General features: G+C 60.1%; 21 protein-coding genes and 2 pseudogenes. 13 read left to right on the forward strand and 10 right to left on the reverse strand.

Annotated features, from left to right (window positions below):
• Nucleotides 1–163 precede the first annotated feature (163 nt).
• Complete coding sequence (fadD1, locus tag AD670_RS28320) at nucleotides 164–1855, forward strand: long-chain-fatty-acid--CoA ligase FadD1 (RefSeq protein WP_053139953.1); 1692 nt, start codon at nucleotides 164–166, stop codon at nucleotides 1853–1855.
• Between the two features lie 75 nt (nucleotides 1856–1930).
• Here fadD1 and AD670_RS28325 read toward each other — a convergent pair whose 3' ends face one another.
• Nucleotides 1931–2308, reverse strand: coding sequence for a hypothetical protein (locus AD670_RS28325; protein ID WP_053139955.1), 378 nt, complete (start codon nucleotides 2306–2308; stop codon nucleotides 1931–1933).
• Nucleotides 2309–2507: 199 nt separating this feature from the next.
• Here AD670_RS28325 and AD670_RS28330 point away from each other — a divergent pair, with 199 nt between their 5' ends.
• The 3 genes from AD670_RS28330 to def all read left to right on the forward strand — a co-directional run bounded on the left by AD670_RS28330 (nucleotide 2508) and on the right by def (nucleotide 4363).
• Nucleotides 2508–2693, forward strand: a complete 186-nt coding sequence (locus tag AD670_RS28330; protein WP_034115689.1) for a CsbD family protein — start codon at nucleotides 2508–2510, stop codon at nucleotides 2691–2693.
• A 182-nt stretch (nucleotides 2694–2875) separates the two neighbouring features.
• Nucleotides 2876–3820, forward strand: a complete 945-nt coding sequence (locus AD670_RS28335) for a YihY/virulence factor BrkB family protein (protein WP_053139957.1) — start codon at nucleotides 2876–2878, stop codon at nucleotides 3818–3820.
• A 3-nt stretch (nucleotides 3821–3823) separates the two neighbouring features.
• Nucleotides 3824–4363 carry a peptide deformylase gene (gene def / locus AD670_RS28340; protein WP_053139960.1) on the forward strand — a complete coding sequence of 180 codons (540 nt, stop codon included), beginning with the start codon at nucleotides 3824–3826 and terminating at the stop codon, nucleotides 4361–4363.
• Nucleotides 4364–4437: 74 nt separating this feature from the next.
• Here the strand turns inward: def and AD670_RS28345 are convergent, their stop codons facing one another.
• Both AD670_RS28345 and AD670_RS28350 read right to left on the reverse strand, forming a co-directional pair.
• Complete coding sequence (locus AD670_RS28345) at nucleotides 4438–5256, reverse strand: class I SAM-dependent methyltransferase (protein WP_053140195.1); 819 nt, start codon at nucleotides 5254–5256, stop codon at nucleotides 4438–4440.
• Between the two features lie 60 nt (nucleotides 5257–5316).
• On the reverse strand, nucleotides 5317–5754 hold the full coding sequence (locus AD670_RS28350) for a GNAT family N-acetyltransferase (protein ID WP_053139962.1): 438 nt from the start codon (nucleotides 5752–5754) through the stop codon (nucleotides 5317–5319).
• A gap of 533 nt (nucleotides 5755–6287) precedes the next feature.
• On the opposite strand from AD670_RS28350, the pseudogene AD670_RS32390 reads away from it, so the two are divergent.
• A pseudogene (locus AD670_RS32390) lies at nucleotides 6288–7064 on the forward strand (PAS domain-containing protein); the annotation flags it as partial.
• Nucleotides 7065–7205: 141 nt separating this feature from the next.
• A pseudogene (locus AD670_RS32395) lies at nucleotides 7206–7607 on the forward strand (methyl-accepting chemotaxis protein); the annotation flags it as partial.
• A 44-nt stretch (nucleotides 7608–7651) separates the two neighbouring features.
• On the opposite strand, the gene AD670_RS28360 reads toward AD670_RS32395, so the two are convergent.
• The 5 genes from AD670_RS28360 to AD670_RS28380 all read right to left on the reverse strand — a co-directional run bounded on the left by AD670_RS28360 (nucleotide 7652) and on the right by AD670_RS28380 (nucleotide 12205).
• Complete coding sequence (locus tag AD670_RS28360; RefSeq protein ID WP_053139964.1) at nucleotides 7652–8164, reverse strand: hypothetical protein; 513 nt, start codon at nucleotides 8162–8164, stop codon at nucleotides 7652–7654.
• A gap of 133 nt (nucleotides 8165–8297) precedes the next feature.
• Nucleotides 8298–9707 carry an MFS transporter gene (locus AD670_RS28365; RefSeq protein ID WP_053139966.1) on the reverse strand — a complete coding sequence of 470 codons (1410 nt, stop codon included), beginning with the start codon at nucleotides 9705–9707 and terminating at the stop codon, nucleotides 8298–8300.
• A 12-nt stretch (nucleotides 9708–9719) separates the two neighbouring features.
• Nucleotides 9720–10457, reverse strand: a complete 738-nt coding sequence (locus AD670_RS28370; RefSeq protein WP_053140201.1) for an NAD(P)-dependent oxidoreductase — start codon at nucleotides 10455–10457, stop codon at nucleotides 9720–9722.
• 10 nt (nucleotides 10458–10467) lie between these two features.
• Nucleotides 10468–11100: a glutathione S-transferase family protein gene (locus tag AD670_RS28375; protein WP_053139968.1), complete on the reverse strand. Its 633-nt coding sequence runs from the start codon at nucleotides 11098–11100 to the stop codon at nucleotides 10468–10470.
• A 73-nt stretch (nucleotides 11101–11173) separates the two neighbouring features.
• On the reverse strand, nucleotides 11174–12205 hold the full coding sequence (locus AD670_RS28380) for a LacI family DNA-binding transcriptional regulator (protein ID WP_167655187.1): 1032 nt from the start codon (nucleotides 12203–12205) through the stop codon (nucleotides 11174–11176).
• 213 nt (nucleotides 12206–12418) lie between these two features.
• On the opposite strand from AD670_RS28380, the gene AD670_RS28385 reads away from it, so the two are divergent.
• Together AD670_RS28385 and AD670_RS28390 are read left to right on the forward strand one after the other, a co-directional pair.
• Complete coding sequence (locus AD670_RS28385; RefSeq protein ID WP_053139971.1) at nucleotides 12419–12952, forward strand: gluconokinase; 534 nt, start codon at nucleotides 12419–12421, stop codon at nucleotides 12950–12952.
• 84 nt (nucleotides 12953–13036) lie between these two features.
• A complete protein-coding gene (locus AD670_RS28390; protein ID WP_053139973.1) occupies nucleotides 13037–14389 on the forward strand; it encodes a GntP family permease in 1353 nt (450 codons plus the stop codon).
• 95 nt (nucleotides 14390–14484) lie between these two features.
• Here the strand turns inward: AD670_RS28390 and alaC are convergent, their stop codons facing one another.
• Nucleotides 14485–15696: an alanine transaminase gene (gene alaC / locus AD670_RS28395; RefSeq protein WP_053139975.1), complete on the reverse strand. Its 1212-nt coding sequence runs from the start codon at nucleotides 15694–15696 to the stop codon at nucleotides 14485–14487.
• A 197-nt stretch (nucleotides 15697–15893) separates the two neighbouring features.
• Between alaC and AD670_RS28400 the strand changes: the two genes are divergently transcribed.
• Nucleotides 15894–16373, forward strand: coding sequence for a GyrI-like domain-containing protein (locus tag AD670_RS28400; protein WP_053139977.1), 480 nt, complete (start codon nucleotides 15894–15896; stop codon nucleotides 16371–16373).
• Between the two features lie 104 nt (nucleotides 16374–16477).
• Here the strand turns inward: AD670_RS28400 and AD670_RS28405 are convergent, their stop codons facing one another.
• A complete protein-coding gene (locus AD670_RS28405) occupies nucleotides 16478–16969 on the reverse strand; it encodes a GNAT family N-acetyltransferase (protein ID WP_053139979.1) in 492 nt (163 codons plus the stop codon).
• 145 nt (nucleotides 16970–17114) lie between these two features.
• Between AD670_RS28405 and AD670_RS28410 the strand changes: the two genes are divergently transcribed.
• From AD670_RS28410 to AD670_RS28425, 4 genes are read left to right on the forward strand one after another with little or no spacing between them, the layout of a single operon-like run.
• Nucleotides 17115–17534 (forward strand): nuclear transport factor 2 family protein, encoded by a 420-nt coding sequence (locus tag AD670_RS28410; RefSeq protein ID WP_053139981.1) that lies wholly within the window; start codon nucleotides 17115–17117, stop codon nucleotides 17532–17534.
• A gap of 42 nt (nucleotides 17535–17576) precedes the next feature.
• Entirely contained in the window at nucleotides 17577–17921 is a 345-nt protein-coding gene (locus AD670_RS28415) for a YciI family protein (RefSeq protein WP_053139983.1), read from the forward strand.
• Between the two features lie 34 nt (nucleotides 17922–17955).
• The gene (locus AD670_RS28420) at nucleotides 17956–18435 is read left to right on the forward strand and encodes an SRPBCC family protein (protein ID WP_053139985.1); all 480 of its coding nucleotides are present in this window, start codon (nucleotides 17956–17958) and stop codon (nucleotides 18433–18435) included.
• Nucleotides 18432–19655, forward strand: coding sequence for an RNA polymerase sigma factor (locus AD670_RS28425; RefSeq protein ID WP_053139987.1), 1224 nt, complete (start codon nucleotides 18432–18434; stop codon nucleotides 19653–19655). The genes AD670_RS28420 and AD670_RS28425 overlap by 4 nt, the downstream gene beginning before the upstream one ends.

Consider the following 19655-nt stretch of genomic DNA (forward strand, 5'->3'; position numbering starts at 1 on the left):
CCCCTTTAGGCTCTAGTCGGCCCTTGGCAAAGCTGCTACTCTCGGCGCGCTTTGTGACGTCTCGGCCTGCTTGAAAGCGCCAGATTCACCTAAAAAAAACATACACCAATAATAATCGCATCAAATGCGATGATGAATTCGCGTCGCTGAGGAGTGGGCTTCCATGCACGAAGACTTTTGGAAGGATAAGTACCCCGCCGGGATTGCTGCAGAAATCAATCCAGACGAGTATCCGAATATTCAGGCGGTATTGAAGCAGTCCTGCCAGCGCTTCGCCAACAAACCGGCTTTCAGCAACCTGGGCAAGACAATCACCTACGGTGAATTGTACGAGTTGTCCGGTGCCTTCGCCGCGTACCTGCAACAGCATACCGACCTCAAGCCTGGCGATCGAATCGCCGTGCAACTGCCCAATGTCCTGCAATACCCGGTCGCCGTGTTCGGCGCCATCCGTGCCGGCCTGATCGTGGTCAACACCAACCCGCTGTACACCGCGCGGGAAATGGAACACCAATTCAATGACTCCGGCGCCAAGGCGTTGGTCTGCCTGGCCAACATGGCCCACCTGGCGGAAAAGGTCGTGCCCAAGACCGCCGTCAAGCATGTGATCGTCACCGAAGTCGCCGACCTGTTGCCGCCGCTCAAGCGTCTGCTGATCAACAGCGTCATCAAGTACGTGAAGAAGATGGTCCCGGCCTATCACTTGCCCAAGGCGATCAAGTTCAACGACGTCCTTGCCAAGGGCCACGGTCAGGCGGTCAATGAAGTCAGCCCGGCCAGCAGCGACGTGGCCGTGCTGCAATACACCGGCGGCACCACCGGCGTGGCCAAGGGCGCGATGCTGACCCACCGCAACCTGGTGGCCAACATGCTGCAGTGCAAGGCGCTGATGGGTTCCAACCTCAATGAAGGTTGCGAGATCCTGATCACGCCGCTGCCGCTGTACCACATCTACGCGTTCACCTTTCATTGCATGGCGATGATGCTCATCGGCAACCACAACATCCTGATCAGCAACCCGCGCGACCTGCCGGCGATGGTCAAGGAGTTGTCGAAGTGGAAGTTCAGCGGCTTTGTCGGCCTGAACACCCTGTTCGTCGCGCTGTGCAACAACGAAGCCTTCCGCAAGCTGGATTTCTCCGCGCTTAAAGTCACCCTGTCGGGCGGCATGGCCCTGCAACTGGCGGCGGCCGAGCGTTGGAAGGCCGTGACCGGTTGTGGCATCTGCGAAGGCTACGGTATGACCGAAACCAGTCCGGTGGCCACGGTGAACCCGATCCAGCATATCCAGATCGGTACCATCGGCATTCCGGTGCCGTCGACCCTGTGCAAGGTCATCACCGATGACGGCGTCGAGTTGGCCCTGGGTGAAGTCGGCGAGTTGTGCGTCAAGGGCCCGCAGGTGATGAAGGGCTACTGGCAGCGTGAAGACGCCACCGCCGAGATGCTCGACAGCGAAGGCTGGCTGAAGACCGGCGACATCGCGATCATCCAGCCGGATGGCTACATGCGCATTGTCGACCGCAAGAAGGACATGATCCTGGTCTCCGGTTTCAACGTGTACCCCAACGAGCTTGAAGACGTGCTGGCAGGCTTGCCGGGCGTACTGCAGTGCGCGGCCATCGGTGTGCCGGATGAAAAGTCCGGGGAACACATCAAGCTCTTTATCGTGGTCAAGCCGGGTGCCACCCTGACGAAGGAGCAGGTGATGGAGCATATGCGCGCCAATGTCACCGGTTACAAAGTGCCCAAGGCCGTGGAGTTCCGCGATGCGCTGCCGACCACCAACGTGGGCAAGATCCTGCGCCGCGAATTGCGCGATGAAGAGTTGAAGAAGCTGGGCCTGAAAAAGTGAACCCATAAAAAACCCGCCGATGCGGGTTTTTTAATGACTGGATTGGAATGCAATCCAATGTGGGAGGGGCGGTGCTTACAGTGCGAACTGCGCGAAGCTCACACCCGCACCCGCCGGGCGCACGTCCTTCAAGAACGAATCCTTATCCGCACTCAGCTCCAGGGTGATCTCCGGCTTGCGCTTGCCCGCATTGCGCACCACCAGGCCTTCGAGTTTTTCACGCAGGAACACGGTCGGCACCTTCAGGTGCAGCAACTGGTCGGTCTCGGCGTTGTGCATCAATAAGTGAATCCACTCGTACTGGCCCACGGCAATACGCCCCACCGGCAGGTCGAACCACCAGATGTTGCGTTTGCGGTCCAGGTCGGTGAAGTGGCAATTGTTGACGCCGAGTACGGCACCTCCCAGTTCCTGGTTTCTGCGGGCGATGGCCTGTGCTTTATTGAGTTTCATAACCTTCCTACGGGATCTGTTATTCAGCGTTAGAGCCTGAATCTGCCGGGCATTCTCGTGGGTTGGCTGCAAAACATAAAGCCAAACCTGCGGCTGGCGATGAAATGCTCACCGAAAAATAATTGAAACTCTGCTGAACGGCCCCGGGTCAATCTCTACGTAGTGACCAAAATCCTTGATTGTTCCCAGGAGAGATACCATGAGTAGCACATCGGATAAGGCAAAAGGCTTGGCGAATGAAGCCGTTGGCAACATCAAGCAGGGCGTTGGCAAAGTGACTGGCAACGACAAACTGCGCGCTGAAGGCGTGATTCAAGAAAAGAAAGGTGAAGTGCAGAAAGCGGTTGGCGACACCAAGGACGCGGTCAAGAAAGCGACCAAATAGTCCCGATCTGGCTGACGGTAACCACGCAGCCCTGCGGCCATCCACGGATGGCCGTTTTTATGTGCTTTGCTGCAACTAAAGTTTTGAAATTGTTTGAAAGTCGCCAAATGGGCTACTTTGATGTAGAAAACGGCCCCTGAGTCGCCCATGAACCCAACCTCTTTGCGGCGAAAGGAGACGCTATGATTTTTCCGGTTCTCGATGGTCTCAAGCTGCACAAGGTGCTGGTGCGCACCGTCAAGGAGTTCGTCGATGACGAGATGCCCACCTACGCGTCGGCATTGGCCTACCAGATGCTGTTCTCGCTGTTTCCTTTCCTGCTGTTCCTGATTGCCCTGATCGGTTTCCTGCACCTGCCGGACTTTTTCACCTGGTTGCGCCTGCAGTCGGAACTGGTGTTGCCGCCCCAGGCGCTGGAGCAGGTCAACCCGGTAATCGACCAGTTGCAGCAATCCAAGGGCGGCTTGCTCTCGGTGGGTATCGTGATTGCCCTGTGGACCGCCTCCGCTGGCGTGCGCCTGATGATGAGCGCCATGAACGCCGCGTACGACGTGGTCGAAGGCCGGCCGATCTGGAAGCGTTTCCCGCTGTCGATTTTCTATACCGTCGGCATCGCTGGCATGTTGCTGGCTGCCGCCGCGCTGATGGTACTCGGCCCGCAGGTGATGGAATGGCTGGCGGGGCAGATTGGCATGCAGGAGTTCGTGGTCACCCTGTGGACCATCGTGCGCTGGCCGCTGATCGTGATCCTGCTGATGTTCGCCGTGGCCCTCATGTACTACGTGATGCCCGACGTTGAGCAGAAATTTCGCTTTATCACCCCAGGCTCCGTGCTTGCCGTGGTGGTGTGGATTGTCGCCTCCCTCGGTTTTGGCTACTACGTCAAAACCTTCGCCGACTACAACGCCATGTATGGCAGCATCGGTGCGATCATCGTGCTGCTCCTGTACTTCTATATTTCCGCTGCCGTGCTATTGCTGGGTGCGGAAATGAATGCCGTGATCGAGCATATGTCGGCCGAAGGAAAGGCACCGGGCGCGAAGGATTTCGACGAGCCCGCGCAGGAAAAACAACATGTCTCAGGCCTAGGCCGCGACCATTCCAAACCCACTACCGACGAAGCCTGATCGATGATCCGTGAAATCCTGAAAATGGGCGATGAACGCCTGCTGCGTATCGCCCCGCCGGTGCCGCCGGAAATGTTCGACAGCCCCGAGCTGTGGCAATTGATCGATGACATGTTCCAGACCATGGAACACGTGGGCGGCGTCGGCCTGGCCGCGCCGCAGATTGGCGTCGACCTGCAATTGGTGATCTTTGGTTTCGAAGCCAGCGAACGCTACCCGGATGCGCCGCCGGTGCCGCAGACCATCCTCATCAACCCGTTGATCACCCCGCTGAGCCCGGTGCTGGAAGAGGGCTTTGAAGGTTGCCTGTCCGTGCCTGGCCTACGTGGCGCGGTGGACCGCTACCAGCAGATTCGCTACGAAGGGTTTGATCCCAAGGGCGAGCCGATCGTACGTTTCGCCGATGGCTTCCATGCGCGGGTGGTGCAGCATGAGTGCGATCACCTGATCGGCCGGCTATACCCATCGCGGATTACCGATTTCAGCAAGTTCGGGTTTATTGAAGTGATGTTTCCCGACATGGATCCTGCTGCTGACGAGTAATCGCAGACACGCGGAGATCAACATGTGGGAGGGGGCTTGACCCCTCCCATATTTGATTTGCACTTGAGGCCAGGTTATTTGGCCGGTTTGACGAACCGCAACGTCATCCGGTCCGACTCGCCAATCGCCACATACTTGGCCTTATCCTGCTCACCCAGTTTCAACGTCGGCGGCAGCGTCCACACGCCGGCGGGATAATCCTTGGTGTCCTTCGGGTTGGCGTTGACCTCACTCTGCCCGGCCAGCTTGAACCCGGCATCGGTCGCCAGTTTCACCACCTGGGCGGTGGTCAGGTAACCGCTGTCCTTGATCGCTTGCAGATCGGCCCCGTCCTTGGCCCGGTGATCTTCCACGCCCAGCACGCCACCCGGTTTCAGCACGGTATAGAACGCGCTGAAGGTAGCGTTGGCGGTATCGGCCGCAACCCAGTTATGCACATTGCGAAAGGTCAGCACCGCATCCGCTGAAGCGGGTTTACCGAATACCGGCGCCTTGGGGTCGAACTCGAGCACTTCAGCCTCGGCATACCGCGTCGGGTCGGCGGCGAATTTTTTCTTCAGGTTATCTTCGGACGTGCGCGCGTAGGCACTGCTGCTCGCTGCCTGCACCGCGGCGATGTAATGCCCGTGATCCTTGAGCAACGGCGCCAGCAGTTCGCTGTACCAACCGCCGCCAGGGGTGATTTCGATCACGGTCTGCCTGGCACCCAGGCCAAAGAATTCCAAGGTCTGCTGCGGGTGGCGATAGCCGTCGCGCGCGCTGTTGGCCGGGTCGCGCCAGCTGCCAGCCAACACGCTGGCGTATTGCTGGGCACTGATCGGTGCGTCGGTGGCCTGACTGAGCGTGGGAACGAGGAGGGCGGTAAAGGACAGAGCTGCAAGGGTCGCTTTCATGATCATCCGAAAAATGGGCCACTGTGTCGCCGAGGCTAGCATGGGGCCCACACCGGGCGATCACACATTATCCAAGGACGACCTCACTAAACGATCTAAGCCCATCGCGATCATCGGTTTGTTGCGCTTGTAGCGCACCAGTCGCTCACTGAGGGATTGCGGCAATAGCGTGTCCTGGCTGAAACCCATGCGCTGATACAAACCCTCCAGGTCCGGATGACACAACAGCCACAGGGTACCTTCCACCTCGGCCGCCGCCGCGCCGATCAGCCGTGCCGCCAACCCTTGGCCGCGATACGCCGGGTCGACAAACACCCCGGTCAACCACTGCCCACCCACCACGGGTGTGAGGCATAGCCCGGCGACAATTTCGCCGTCCCGTGCCACCCATAAACGCCCGCCCTTGAGCGCTTTCATCGGTGAGTTGTGGCTGCGGTAAAACTTGTTCAGCAGCGGCCACAGCGGCTCTGCCAGCGGTTCGATGTGCAGTTCGGGCATGGTGTTTGGGCAACAGAGTCAAGGGCCGGGAATTATAAGCGCCTTCTGTGCGGCAATAGGTGTTATACCCAGTGTTACATCCCCTGTAAGTGGAGCATGCATCATGGCCAAAGGTATGGATTCAAAGAAAGCCGCGAAGAAAAAACCGGCGAAGACTGCCGATGAAAAACGCGCAGACAAGAAAACCAAGAAATCCGAGAGCGGCTTGTTCGGTCACTAAGGTTTTCAGGTCGCAACATCGTTCAACTAGTGGGAGCGGGCTTGCTCGCGATAGCGCTGAATCAGTCGATTTGTTCCTAGGCTGACACAGCACGGTCGTGAGTGAGCCCGCTCCCATTTTTTCGCCTGGTCAAGTTGGCTGGCCAGTGGCCTTGCATAGCGGCAAGGCCTGTCTATGCTCATCCAGAACCATTGAGGACGCTTGGCCTAGCAAGCGATTCGGATGGTTTTCTCCCCGAGCAGGTTTTCCAGCAGTAGCCAACTGAAGAATGGAATGCGCCTTCCAGGCGCCGGTAATCAAGGGTGATCTGATCATGTTCAACCTCCATCACAAATCCGACCTGCTTGAAATTCAGCGCTTCTCCTGCGCACTCACCGAGTCCAACGCCAAACTTGCCGCCATCAGCCGGTCCATGGCCATGATCGAATTTGATCGCGATGGGGTGATACTCGATGCCAACGACAATTTCTGCAAAGCCATGGGCTACAGCATCGAGGAAATTCGCGGTCAGCATCACCGGATCTTTTGTGACGAGGCCTACACCCACACCGACGCGTACGCCAAATTATGGCGCGACCTGGCGCGGGGCGAAGCACTCAGTGGCACCTTCATGCGCTTGAACAAGCACGGCCAGGAAGTGTGGCTCGAAGCCAGCTACATGCCGGTGCTGGACAGCGATAACCACGTGCAGAGCGTGATCAAAGTGGCCTCGGATATTTCCGCCCGGATTCACCATGAACATGAAAACCAGAGCCTGATCGACGCCATCAGCCGCTCCATGGCGGTGATCGAGTTCACCCCTCAAGGCCAGATCCTCAACGCCAACGACAACTTCCTGAAGACGGTGCAGTACTCCCTGGATGAAGTCGTCGGCCAGCACCACAGCCTGTTTTGCCATCGCAGCGAAGTGGAATCGCCGACGTACAAGGCGTTCTGGGCCTCCCTCAATCGCGGCGAATATCACTCGCACCGCTTCGAGCGCAAAAACAAATACGGTAAAACCCTGTTTTTGGAAGCGTCCTACAACCCGATTTTCGATGCCAATGGGCGCCTGTATAAAGTGGTGAAATTCGCCAGCGACATCACCGACCAGGTCACCACCCTGCGGACCGCCGCCGATTCGGCCCATGCCACCTCGGTACAAAATGACGCCTGCGCGCGCAAGGGCTCGGAGGTGGTGCAGCAAACCGTGCAGATCATCGAAGAAATTTCCCATAACCTGAATCAGGCGGCGCAGAGCATCGATGCCGTGAACAAGCAGTCAGAGATCATCGGCACCATTGTCCAGACCATCCGCAGCATTGCCGAGCAAACCAATATGCTGGCGCTTAACGCGGCTATTGAAGCCGCGCGAGCGGGCGAGCATGGGCGTGGCTTTGCGGTGGTGGCCGATGAGGTGCGCAGCCTCGCCGCGCGTACCAGCGAGGCGACGGTGGAAATTGTGGAAGTGGTGCGCAAGAACCACGACCTGTCGCTGAGTGCGGTGTCGAGCATGCAGTCGAGCTTGAGTCGCACGGGGCAGGGGGTGGAATTGGCGAACGAGGCGGGACAGGTGATCCTGGAGATTCAGGAAGGGTCACGGCATGTTGTGGATGCAATCGGGCAGTTCAATTCGACGTTGCAGCTGCAGTAAACAGATGATCGTTTCCACGCACAGCGTGGAAACGATCGTGCGGCTTAGATCGCCGCCAGGGTTTCTTTCACGGTCAGCGCCTGCGGGTCAGTGGTCTTCGCCGCTACCTGCTGTTCTTGCTGCTGCTTCAAGCGCTCAGCCACTTGCTTGGAAATGGCGTCCTGCTTTTCCTGGGACATGTTTTGCACATCTGCCTCGGTCAAACCCTGTTCCTTGAGCAATTGCTCACGGATGCGTTCGGCTGGGGTCTTGCTCATGTAATCGGTGAAGTCTGCACGCGCGGAGCTGGTGGTGGAGCCGGTAGCGGGCATATCTGTCGTCGCGGGGGTGGCCGCAGTGCTGGCCTGCAACTGCACACGGGTCTTGGCGAAGGCTTCATCGATACGGTCGGTAGCCTTGTCCAATTCCTTCTGCGCGGCCGGCACGGTCACGCTTTGCTGCGCGGCTTGCAGTGCGCCGCTGTACAACGCGCTGGCGGCGGCGTTGGCAGGGTCCATGTCGGGTCGCTTGATCTGTTGAACGGTCGACACCGCTTGAGTGTTGTTGTTAACCAGCATGATCGGTCACCTGGGAAAATGTTCGGTGCCATAGCTTGAGCAAATAACATGCCGGGTCCGATAACCCCGGTTTTACTGGGGTTGGTGCGGCCGCCGCGGCAAACATTGTCGCGCCGGCGGCCAACCGTTGCCGTCAATGGGCGATATTTTCCAAGGCCAGGTTGCGCGTGCGCGGGCCGAACCAACTGATGGTGATCATCACGATCAACATGCTGCTGGCAATAAACGCCAACACGCCCGGCGTGCCCAGGTGTTCGAGGATAAAACCGATCAACAGGCTGCTGAAGACCGTCGACAAGCGGCTGAACGAATAGCAGAACCCCACCGCCCGCGCGCGGATATTGGTCGGGAACAGCTCGCTCTGGTACGAGTGGTAACTGAAGCTCAGCCAGGCGTTGCAGAAAGTGATCATCACCCCGCAGATCACCAGCCCCACCGCCGTGGTCTGCAACGCGAACAGGCTACCGAAGATCACCGCGCCCATGGCCGAGCCGACGATCTGCCATTTGTTTTCAAAGCGGTTGGCCACCTTCACGAACAGCAGCGGCCCCAGCGGGTAGGCGAGGGTGATGATAAAGGCGTACAGCAAGCTGTGGGTCACGCTGACACCCTGGCCCGAGAGCAGCGCCGGCAACCAGTTGCCGAACCCAAAAAAGCCGATGGCCTGAAATACATGGAACACAATCAGCATCAACGCTCGGCGGCGGTACGGCGGTTGCCAGATGTCGGCAAACCGGCCGCTGCCTTGCACACTGACCGCTTCGGGTTCGGGTTCATCCAGCGGCTTGCCGTGATCTTTCTGGCAACGCGCCTCCAGGCTGTCCATGATCGTACCGGCTTCTTCGAAGCGGCCTTTCTGCGCCAGCCAGCGCGGTGATTCCGGCAGGCGCTTGCGCAGTTGCCAGATAAACAACGCAAACACCGCACTGCTCAGTACCACCCAGCGCCAGCCCGAAACCCCGAACGGCGCCTGGGGCACCAGCCACCACGACATCAACGCCACCGCTGGCACCGACAGAAACTGGATAAAAAACGCAAAGGCAAACGCCGAGCTGCGCATGCGCTTGGGCACCAGTTCCGAGAGGTATGCGTCAATCGTCACCAGCTCGATCCCCAGGCCAATGCCCACCAGGAAGCGCATGCAGATAATCCCCGGGGCGGACGTTTGAATGCCCATCAACACCGTCGCCACGGTGTACCAGATCAAGGCAAAGGTGAAGATCGCCCGCCGCCCGAAGCGGTCGGCGATAGGGCTGAGCAGGCTGGCGCCGAGGAACAGGCCGAGGAAGGTCGCCGAGGCGAATGCCGCCTGATCCGAGAAGCCAAACACGCCTTCGCTGCCGGTATGGAAGATGCCGTCGCTGATCAGACCGGGGCTGATGTAGGCGGTCTGGAACAAGTCATACAGCTCGAAAAAGCCGCCGATCGACAGCAGCGCCACCAGGCGCCAGACCGTGGCGACGGCGGGCAGGCGGTCGATACGCGCGCTGATATGGGCGGCGCGGATCGGGTCGATGCCGTCTGTAGCGGGAAGTGCTGGCATGGCGGGAAAAACTCAGTCAGTGATGGGGATATCGAAGGTCTGAAAAGCATCGTCCAGCGGATGGTAACCCAACACCCGCGTGGTTTCGCTCAGGTCCAGGCGCTTGAAGCGGTTATTGGAAATGCCGTGGGCGATCAGGTGCTTCACACCGACGGCCTCCACCGAGCGTTGCAGCAGGTGCACGGCATCCCGCGGGCTGAGCCAGGCACTGAGGTCGCGGGCGTTGTTCAGATCGTGGGTTTCAACGAATTCGAACGCGCCGATGCGCAGGGCAATCGTCGACAGCGGGGTTTTTGCCGCGTAGAAGGCGCACAACGCTTCGCCGTAGCATTTGCTCACGCCGTACAGGTTGGCCGGCATCACCTGCATGCCCGAGGTGATCTGCCGGTCTACCGGATAGCCTTCGATAGTTTGCGCGCTGCTGGCGAACACCAGGCGTTGCACGCCCGCAGCCACGGCGGCTTCGAACAGGTAGGTGGTGGCGAGGATATTGTTTGGCAGCAGTTCTTCGAACGACGCGCTGGCGTGGGGGATCCCCGACAGGTGCACGATCACGTCGATACCTTCGAGCAGGCTGGCGAGGCTGGCTTTGTCGCTGAGGTCAGCGTGTACGAAGCGGTGTTCGCCCAGGTCGAAATCTGGCGCGATGCGGTCGGTGAGGGTGAAACGGTAGCGGTCTTTCGAGGCTTCGAAAAACGTCTTGCCGATTCTGCCGCAAGCGCCGGTGAGCAGTACGTTGAGTCCTTTCACGTGCATGTCCTTAGTTATGCCCGTCGAGGGCGAAGAGCTGGAAACCCTGGTGCTGGCCGAGGCGCTGGTAGTAGGCGGCAATGGCGGGGTAGGGCGGGCGCTCCATGGGCGTCATCTGCCAGCGGTGCACCGAGAGGCCGATGAGGATGTCGGCGAGGGTGAATTCATCGCCGGCAACAAAGGCGCCGGTCTTGGTCAGCTGTTGCTCAAGGATGCCCATCTTGTCGTTCCAACGCTGCACGGCGGCGGCAATCTGCGCTGCGTCCAGGCCGTCCGGGTTATTGCGTACCAGGGCGGTAAAGGCATCGCCCCAGGCGCGGTTGAGTTCGACGGCTTGCCAGTCGATCCACTGTTCGACGCGGGCCCGTGGTGCGGGCTCGACGGGTAGCAGGTCGTGGCGTTGATAGAGGTTCACGAGGTAGCGGCAGATGGTGTTGGATTCCCACAGCACGCCGTGGTCGTCGATCAGCACCGGTATTTGCGCGTTGGGGTTCAGGGCGAGGAATTCGGCGGACTGGGTGGGCTTGAAGCCGATGCCCCAGTCTTCGCGAACATAGTCGATGCCCAGTTCCTGGCAGGTCCAGAGCACTTTTCGCACGTTGATGGAGGACGTGCGGCCCAAGATTTTCAGTGAGTGTGCCATGGTGCTTTCCTTGCGGTGGAGAACAGCCAATCTAGCAGGGGCCAAGCGGGCACGGTTAAAAATGTGGGAGGGACTACGTGCTTTCCCGCACCTGCAACTCAAACCCCATATCCACCACCGGCTTGGCGATTTTGTTGCCCGCCATGATCGTCAACAAATGCTCTGCCGCTCGCCGGCCAATCGCTTCCCTGGGCGTGCTGATGCTGCTCAGGCGCGGCACCATGAACGACGAGGCCGGCAAGTCGTTGAAGCCCAGCACTGCGACGCGCTCTGGCACCTTGATACCGTGGCGCATGGCTTCCAGCAGCGCGCCCTGGGCCAGGTCGTCGTTGCCGAAGAAGATCGCATCCACATCCGGATGGGCGGCCAACAGTTGCAAAAACAGCTCGCCGCCCAGGCCCACGGAGGAAGGGCGTGGCGTCAGCAGTTCCAGCGCCGGGTCGTACAGGCCGGCCTGTTGCAGCGCCCGGCGGAAACCTTCACCGCGCAGCAAGGTGCGTTGGTCCAACTGCGCGCCGATATACGCCAGGCGCTTGCGCCCCCGGGAGATCAAATGCGCGGCGGCTGTCTCACCCGCCGCCAACTGCGAGAAGCCCACGCAGTTCACGCCGGCATTGGGGTCGAGGTCCATCATGTACACACACGGCACATTACTGGCCTCGACCATCCGTCGGGCGCTCTCGGTGCGATCGAAGCCGGTCAACAACAGTCCGCGAGGCTGGTAGGCCATGTAGTTGCGCAGCAGGTTTTCTTCTTCGTCACGCGAATAGTGGGAGTTGCCGATCAGCACTTCAAAGCCCTTGGGCCGCAGGACCTGGTGAATGGCTTCGAGGGTTTCGATAAACAGCAGGTTGGACAACGACGGCACCAACACCACTACTGAATGGCTCTGGGCCGAAGCCAGGGCGCGAGCGGCAGGGTTGACCACATAGTTGAGTTCGGCGGCGGCGTGCTGGACTTTTTCTACCAGCTCGATGGCCACCGTGCTGATGCCGCGCAGGGCACGGGAGGCAGTAATCGGGCTGACGCCAGCCAGGCGTGCGACTTCATTGAGGGTAGGGCGACCGGTGGTGCGTGTATTTTTATCGTTCTTGGAGGTCATCAGGCGGCTTGCCAAACAAAAATCGAGGCACTAAGGTAGCGCTGTCTCCAAATGGCTGCAAATTATTGAACTTTGGGTTGCCTGATCCGGTTCAAATGATTGGAGCGGATGCACGCGTCACTCCATAAAAAAAGACAAGACGGCGCGGGAAAAGCCTGTTTTTGCACTCGCCTTACGGTGTGCAAAGGTAGCGCTATCTGCGTCCTGAGGTGTTCCATGAGTCAACCTGTTACCGCCCTGGTCATCATGGGCGTCGCCGGCTGTGGCAAGACCAGTGTCAGCGAGGCCCTGTGCCAGCTGAACGGCGCCACCGCCATTGAAGGCGACAGCTTTCACCCTGCCGCGAACATCGAAAAGATGAGCGCCGGTCACCCCCTCAACGACGACGACCGCGCCGGCTGGCTCGACATCCTGTGCGATGAACTGCGCCGTTCGCTCAAAGCCGGTGAACACCCGGTACTCACCTGTTCCGCACTGAAAAAGAAATACCGTGACCACCTGCGTGAAGCCGCGCCGGGCCTGGGCTTTGTGTTTCTGGAACTGACCCGTGAAGTCGCTGCCGACCGCGTGTCCCATCGCCCCGACCATTTCATGCCGGCAAGCCTCATCGACAGCCAGTTCGCCACCCTCGAATCGCCCAAGGGCGAGCCATTGACCCTGGCCCTCAACGCCAGCGAAGACAGCGTCGAGGAACTGGCCAGGCAAACCAACGCCTGGTGGCTCAAGCACGGCTTTGAACCTACTCATTAATTTTTTGCCGGAAAAGATAGCGCTATCCCCGGCAGGAAATTCAACACCCGCTTTAATAACAACAACAAACAGGAGAGACCCCCCATGTTTGGCATGTCCCACGAGTCGTACCTGCTGCTAGATGCAGTGGTCACCATCATCGGGCTGATTGTATTGATCACCCGGTTCAAGGTTCACCCGTTCATTGCGCTGATCATCGCGGCAGGCTTCCTTGGCCTGACCTCGGGCATGCCAGTGGACAAGATCATCAAGGCGTTCCAGGACGGTTTCGGCGGGGTGCTCGGCTTTGTCGGCATCATCCTCGCGCTGGGCACGATGCTCGGCAAGATGATGGCCGAATCCGGTGGCGCCGATCAGATCGCCCAGACCCTGATCCGTGCCTTCGGCAAGGAAAAGGTCCAGTGGGCGATGATGTTCGCCGCGTTCCTGGTGGGCATTCCGCTGTTCTTCGAGATCGGCTTTGTGCTGCTGATCCCGCTGGTGTTTATCGTGGCGCGCCGCACCGGCGTGTCGCTGATCAAGATCGGCATCCCGTTGCTCGCCGGCCTGTCGGCAGTCCACGGCCTGGTGCCGCCGCACCCGGGCCCGCTGCTGGCCATCGGCGTGTTTGGCGCCGACATCGGCAAGACCATCCTGTATGGCCTGATCGTCGCGCTGCCGACCGCCATCATCGCTGGCCCGATCTTCGGTACGTTTATCGCCAAGTACATCCCGGGCAACCCGTCCCAGGAACTGGTCGACCAACTGGCCCGCGAGCCTGAGAACAAAAACCTGCCGAGCTTCAGTATCACCCTGGTCACCGTGCTGTTGCCGGTGTTCCTGATGCTGCTCAAAACCTTCGCCGACATCGCCTTTGCCGAAGGCAACGTGGTGCGCAACTGGATGGACATGATCGGTCACCCGATCACCGCCTTGCTGCTGGCGTTGCTGCTGTCGCTGTACACCTTTGGCAGCCGCCAGAGCATTCATTCCAAGCAGATCCTCAAGCTGCTCGACGCCAGCCTTGCGCCGACCGCTGCGATCATCCTGATCATCGGTGCCGGTGGTGGCTTCAAGCAGATGCTGGTGACCAGCGGCGTGGGTGACGTGATCGGCCATATGGCGGTGAACGCACAGATCAACCCGATCCTGCTGGCGTGGCTGGTGGCGGCGGTGATTCGTGTGGCGACCGGTTCGGCCACCGTGGCGACCATTACCGGTGCGGGCATCGTAGTGCCGGTGGTGGGGATGATTCCGGGGGTTAACCGTGAGCTGCTGGTGTTGGCGACGGGGGCGGGTTCGTTGATCCTGTCGCACGTCAACGATGCGGGGTTCTGGCTGGTGAAGCAGTACTTCAACATGACCGTGGCCGAAACCTTCAAGACCTGGACAGCGATGGAGACCATCCTGTCCATTGTGGCGTTGATCTTTATCATGCTGCTGTCGTTGGTGGTCTAACCGACACACCGGCAGCAAGGGTGAAAACCCAATGCAACTGTGGGAGGGGGCAAGCCTCTCCCACATTTTGACCACATTTGTTCAGGTGGATCGGGTCAGGCTTTAGTGACCAATCCATCCGCCCGGAACATCCCGCGAATCCCGCGCACCGCCTGGCGAATCCGGTCCTGGTTCTCGATCAGCGCAAAGCGCACATGATCGTCGCCATACTCACCAAAACCAATCCCCGGCGACACACACACCTTCGCCTCCAGCAGCAGTTTCTTGGCAAATTCCAGCGAGCCCATGGCGGCATACGCCTCGGGGATCTTCGCCCAGACATACATCGACGCCTTGGGATTCTCCACCATCCAGCCCAGCTCATGCAGGCCCTTGACCAGCACATTGCGGCGCTGGCGGTACTGCTCGGCGATGTCTTTTACGCACTGCTGGTCGCCTTCCAATGCCGCGATGGCCGCCACCTGCAGTGGGGTGAAGGTGCCATAGTCGTGGTAGCTCTTGATCCGCGCCAGGGCGTTGACCAGCTCCGGGTTGCCCACCATGAAACCGATGCGCCAACCGGCCATGTTGTAGCTCTTGGACAAGGTGAAGAACTCCACCGCAATGTCCTTGGCGCCGGGCACTTGCATGATCGATGGGGCTTTCCAGCCGTCGTAGACGATGTCGGCGTAGGCCAGGTCATGCACCACCAGCACGTCGTACTGCTTGGCCAGGGCGATCACCCGTTCGAAGAAGTCCAGCTCCACGCACTGCGCAGTCGGGTTGGACGGGAAGCCGAGGATCATCATCTTCGGCTTCGGGATCGACCCACGGATCGCCCGTTCCAGCTCGGCGAAGAAGTCCACGCCAGGAATCAGCGGCACCGAACGGACCTGGGCGCCGGCAATCACGGCACCGTAGATATGAATCGGGTAGCTCGGGTTGGGCACCAGCACCGTGTCGCCCTGGTCCAGGGTGGCCAGCATCAAGTGCGCCAGGCCTTCCTTGGAACCGATGGTGACGATGGCTTCGGTCTCAGGGTCGATGTCCACCTCATAGCGGTCCTTGTACCAACGCGAAATCGCCCGGCGCAGGCGCGGAATGCCTTTGGAGGTGGAGTAGCCGTGGGTGTCTTCACGTTGGGCGACGGTGACCATTTTTTCCACGATGTGTGGAGGCGTGGCGCCGTCAGGGTTACCCATGCTCAAGTCGATGATGTCTTCGCCGCGCCGACGCGCAGCCATCTTCAGCTCGGCAGTGATATTGAAAACGTAAGGGGGGAGTCGATCTATGCGCGCAAAGCGGCGCGGCGAACCTTGGTCGGCCATTGTTGCCTCGAGAGTACGTAAGCGCCCGGAACCGTCCGAGCGACGTCGGCCACTGCGGTGGCCTGCGGAGCAGACAATACGGTCGATGATGGCCAGTTGTCCAGATACGTAGGAAAATTTTCTGCATGGAGTACAGCGGTGATATGCCCCTATACTCGATACGGGTTTGTTCCCTCATTAAGAAGGAGACTGTTCGTATGGATCAGCAGACAAAACAACCGTTAGAGCCACGCATGGAAGAGGGCAAGGCTCTGGTGATCGCTGGAGTGCAAGGGCGTTATTCAAAGGCCACTGCGGGCGATATCCCCAAGCTATGGGGCGTGTTCGACGACAGCATCAAAGCCATCAAGCAACGCATCGGCGGCGTGACCTACGGTGTTTGCCATAACCCCAGCCACGGCGAATTCGATTACATGGCCGGGGTGGAAGTACCGTCCAAAGGCGATGTGCCGAGCAACTTCGAGTGCGTCGAACTGGCTGCGCACCACTACGCCGTGTTCCCGCACTACGGCCCGGTGCAGGCACTGGATCAGACCTACGAGCGCATCATGTTCGAGTGGTTGCCGCACTCGGGCTACAAGGTGGCGGGGGCGGATTTCGAGCGCTACAGCGCGGATTTTGATGGGCGCAAGGGGACGGGGACGGTGGAGATCTGGTTGCCTGTAGAACCCAAGTAAGCACTGGCTGAACCCTTTCCTTTGTGGCGAGCGGGCTTGTCCCGCGTTGGGCTGCGCAGCAGCCCTCAAACCTACCGCTGCGCAGCCCCTCAGCAGAGCCATGGTTAAGACGCATACATCCACCTCAACCTACGCTCATACCCAACCCGCCCCTTATATGCCTCCCCGCTGTCCACCCATCCGGCGCCCAGATACAGCCCCATCGCTGCCACATTGTCCGTGTCCACCGACAACTCCAGCGCCTTGATCTGCGGCCACGCCTGCAATGCCGCAGCCGGCAGCGCCTGCAAGCACGCCTTGCCGAACCCACGCCCTTGCTGTCGTCGATCCACCTGCAAGGCGTGCAGCGTCGCGCTGTGCTTATCGGCCCAGTGGGGCAGGCAGGGCGGGCGTTTAAGCAGGAGGAAGGCCACCGGAATGTCGTCGGCCAGCAGGGCAAAGCCTTTGACGCCGGGGCTGGGCTTGGCCAGCAGTGAATTGAGGGCGCAATACATGTCGCCGGAAAACGGCAACTGCTCAGGATGAACTTCGATGGTGCTGACGTGCTGTTGTTGCACAGCATTCAGCGTCTCGTAGGCGACAAGGCGGGTTTGCATCGGCGTGTCCGAACAGCTGCAAAGAAGGGCGCAGTCTAGCGGTTTTGTGTTGGACGACATTATTTTTCACCGGGCTGTCGATTTGCCCGCAGGCCGTTCGACTAAGGGTGTCTTCCGTGATTTTCCAAGCCGAAGGAGTATCGCCATGAGTACCGCAATCAACACCCTGATCGAAGAATGGAAGCACGCCGTGCTTTCCCGGAATATCGACAATATTGTCAGCTATTACGCCGACGATATCGTCTCGTTCGACGCCGTCACTGCCCTGCAATTCAAAGGCAAGGCCGCCTACCGTGCGCACTGGGAAGCCTGCATGGAGCACTGCCCTGGCCCAGGTATTTTCGAGTTCCACGAACTGCGTATCGTCGAGTCCCAGGACAGCGCATTCGCCCACTGGCTGGCCCACTGCGGCGGCGCCGGGCCGGACGGTGAAGTGAAGGCCTGCTGGATGCGGGTGACGGCCGGTTATCGACGTTTTAACGGCGACTGGAAGGTGGTGCATGAGCATTGGTCGGCGCCGTTCGACATGGCAAGCGGCACGGCATTGTTCGACCTGAAACCTTGAGCGCCGCGAACTATAGTCAATAGTCCGAAAACGGAGACGCACATGAAATACCTCTGCCTGATCTACAGCAACGAGCAGGTGCTGCACACCTCGCCGGACAGCCCCGCAGACCCGGAATGCCTTGCCTACGCGCAGTCCATCCAAAAAAGCGGCCGTATGCTCGCCGCCGAGCCGCTGGAGTCGGTCACCACCGCCACCACGGTGCGCATGCGCAATGGCAAGCTGTCGATCACCGACGGGCCGTTTGCCGAAACCAAGGAACAGCTCGCCGGCTTCTACCTGATCGAAGCCAAGGATTTGAACGACGCGATCCAGGTGGCCGGTGGTATTCCGGCCGCCCGGGTCGGCAGTGTGGAAGTGCGCCCCGTGCGCGAATTGAATCTCTGAACACAACAACCATAAGACTTGAGGAGGTTTAGCCATGCCTACGCAACCTGCCGAATTTGAACTGTCCATCAGCCGCGTGATCGATGCGCCGCGCAGCCGGGTGTTTCGCGCCTGGACCGAGCCCGCCTTATTGCAGCAATGGTGGGGGCCCCACGGCATGACCACCCCCGAGTGCGAAATGAACCTGTGGGTCGGTGGTCTGTTTCGCACCCTGATGCGTGCGCCGGATGGCAGTGAGTACCCGACCCAGGGCGTATTCCTGGAAATCGTCGCCCCTCGACGCCTGGTGTTTACCGACGCCTATACGCCGGGCTGGATCCCCTCGGGCAAACCATTCATGACCGCCGAAGTGACCCTGCAAGAAGTCGAGGGCAACAAGACCCTCTACACCGCCCGCGCCATGCACTGGAGCGCCGAAGACAAACAGGCCCACGAAGCCATGGGTTTTCACGACGGCTGGGGCCAGAGCCTGGACCGCCTGGTGACGCTGGTGACCCAGGGCATGCGCGATTGACGCCTCCCATCGAGGCGATCTACCGCAGTGAGTCTCGGCGCGTCCTCGCCACCCTGATCCGCCTGCTGGGGGATTTCGACCTCGCCGAAGAAGCCTTGCACGAGGCGTTTTTCGTCGCGGTCGAGCGCTGGCCGCAAGAGGGCGTGCCGGACAACCCACGGGCCTGGCTGGTGTCGACCGGGCGCTTCAAGGCCATCGACCGCCTGCGCCGCCAAGCCCGTTTTGCGCCCTTATTGCAGGCGCAGGCCGACACACTGGAAGCCGCCGACTGGAGCGTTGAGGACGTGGAAGACGACCGCCTGCGCCTGATCTTCACCTGCTGCCACCCAGCGTTGGCGGCCGACGCCCAGGCGGCGCTGACCTTGCGTGAGATCTGCGACCTCACTACCGAGGAAATCGCCCGCGCCTTTCTGGTCACCCCGACCACCATCGCCCAGCGCATCGTGCGGGCCAAGGGCAAGATTCGCGAGGCCAAAATCCCTTATCAAGTGCCGTCACTGGCCGAGTTGCCCGAGCGCCTCGACAGCGTGCTGCGCGTGATTTACCTGGTCTTCAACGAAGGCTATTCGGCGTCTATGGGGGCGGACCTCACGCGCGAGGAACTGACCCGTGAAGCCATTCGCCTCGGCCGCCTGCTCCTGGAATTGCTGCCGGAACCGGAAGTGATGGGCCTGCTGGCGCTGATGCTGCTGCACGAATCCCGCCGCGCGGCGCGCACCTCTGCCAGCGGTGAATTGGTGTTGTTGGATGAACAGGACCGTACGCGGTGGGATGTGTGCTTGGTGGCTGAAGGTTGCGCGCTGGTGGAACAGGCACTGACCCAGCGGGGCTTTGGCCCGTATTGCCTGCAAGCCGCGATCGCGGCGGTACATGCCGAGGCACCCAGCGCCGGGGAAACGGATTGGCCGCAGATTATCGGGCTCTACGATGTGTTGCTCAGGGCGGTACCGTCGCCGGTGATCGAGTTGAACCGCGCCGTGGCGGTGGCCATGCGCGAAGGGCCGCTGGCGGGGTTGCAGTTGGTGGAAGGCATTCTGGCGCGCGGGGAGTTGCTGGATTACCACTTGGCACATTCGGCGCGGGGCGAGTTTTGCCGGCAGTTGGGGCGGGTGGAAGAGGCCCGGACAGCCTACGAAAAAGCCCTGTCGCTGACCCAGCAGATCCCGGAAAAGCATTTCCTTGAACACCGCCTGGCCGAACTCAATCTCCCCAAGCAATGA

The sequence above is a fragment of the Pseudomonas sp. MIACH genome (assembly GCF_001269925.1).
Taxonomy (GTDB): Bacteria; Pseudomonadota; Gammaproteobacteria; order Pseudomonadales; family Pseudomonadaceae; genus Aquipseudomonas.

What these genes read in the sequence shown, in the direction of transcription:
- fadD1 (WP_053139953.1), top strand. Translation starts at nt 164, where the DNA reads ATGCACGAAGACTTTTGGAAGGATAAGTACCCCGCCGGGATTGCTGCA.
- AD670_RS28325 (WP_053139955.1), bottom strand. Translation starts at nt 2,308, where the DNA reads ATGAAACTCAATAAAGCACAGGCCATCGCCCGCAGAAACCAGGAACTG.
- AD670_RS28330 (WP_034115689.1), top strand. Translation starts at nt 2,508, where the DNA reads ATGAGTAGCACATCGGATAAGGCAAAAGGCTTGGCGAATGAAGCCGTT.
- AD670_RS28335 (WP_053139957.1), top strand. Translation starts at nt 2,876, where the DNA reads ATGATTTTTCCGGTTCTCGATGGTCTCAAGCTGCACAAGGTGCTGGTG.
- def (WP_053139960.1), top strand. Translation starts at nt 3,824, where the DNA reads ATGATCCGTGAAATCCTGAAAATGGGCGATGAACGCCTGCTGCGTATC.
- AD670_RS28345 (WP_053140195.1), bottom strand. Translation starts at nt 5,256, where the DNA reads ATGAAAGCGACCCTTGCAGCTCTGTCCTTTACCGCCCTCCTCGTTCCC.
- AD670_RS28350 (WP_053139962.1), bottom strand. Translation starts at nt 5,754, where the DNA reads ATGCCCGAACTGCACATCGAACCGCTGGCAGAGCCGCTGTGGCCGCTG.
- AD670_RS28360 (WP_053139964.1), bottom strand. Translation starts at nt 8,164, where the DNA reads ATGCTGGTTAACAACAACACTCAAGCGGTGTCGACCGTTCAACAGATC.
- AD670_RS28365 (WP_053139966.1), bottom strand. Translation starts at nt 9,707, where the DNA reads ATGCCAGCACTTCCCGCTACAGACGGCATCGACCCGATCCGCGCCGCC.
- AD670_RS28375 (WP_053139968.1), bottom strand. Translation starts at nt 11,100, where the DNA reads ATGGCACACTCACTGAAAATCTTGGGCCGCACGTCCTCCATCAACGTG.
- AD670_RS28385 (WP_053139971.1), top strand. Translation starts at nt 12,419, where the DNA reads ATGAGTCAACCTGTTACCGCCCTGGTCATCATGGGCGTCGCCGGCTGT.
- AD670_RS28390 (WP_053139973.1), top strand. Translation starts at nt 13,037, where the DNA reads ATGTTTGGCATGTCCCACGAGTCGTACCTGCTGCTAGATGCAGTGGTC.
- alaC (WP_053139975.1), bottom strand. Translation starts at nt 15,696, where the DNA reads ATGGCCGACCAAGGTTCGCCGCGCCGCTTTGCGCGCATAGATCGACTC.
- AD670_RS28400 (WP_053139977.1), top strand. Translation starts at nt 15,894, where the DNA reads ATGGATCAGCAGACAAAACAACCGTTAGAGCCACGCATGGAAGAGGGC.
- AD670_RS28405 (WP_053139979.1), bottom strand. Translation starts at nt 16,969, where the DNA reads ATGCAAACCCGCCTTGTCGCCTACGAGACGCTGAATGCTGTGCAACAA.
- AD670_RS28410 (WP_053139981.1), top strand. Translation starts at nt 17,115, where the DNA reads ATGAGTACCGCAATCAACACCCTGATCGAAGAATGGAAGCACGCCGTG.
- AD670_RS28415 (WP_053139983.1), top strand. Translation starts at nt 17,577, where the DNA reads ATGAAATACCTCTGCCTGATCTACAGCAACGAGCAGGTGCTGCACACC.
- AD670_RS28420 (WP_053139985.1), top strand. Translation starts at nt 17,956, where the DNA reads ATGCCTACGCAACCTGCCGAATTTGAACTGTCCATCAGCCGCGTGATC.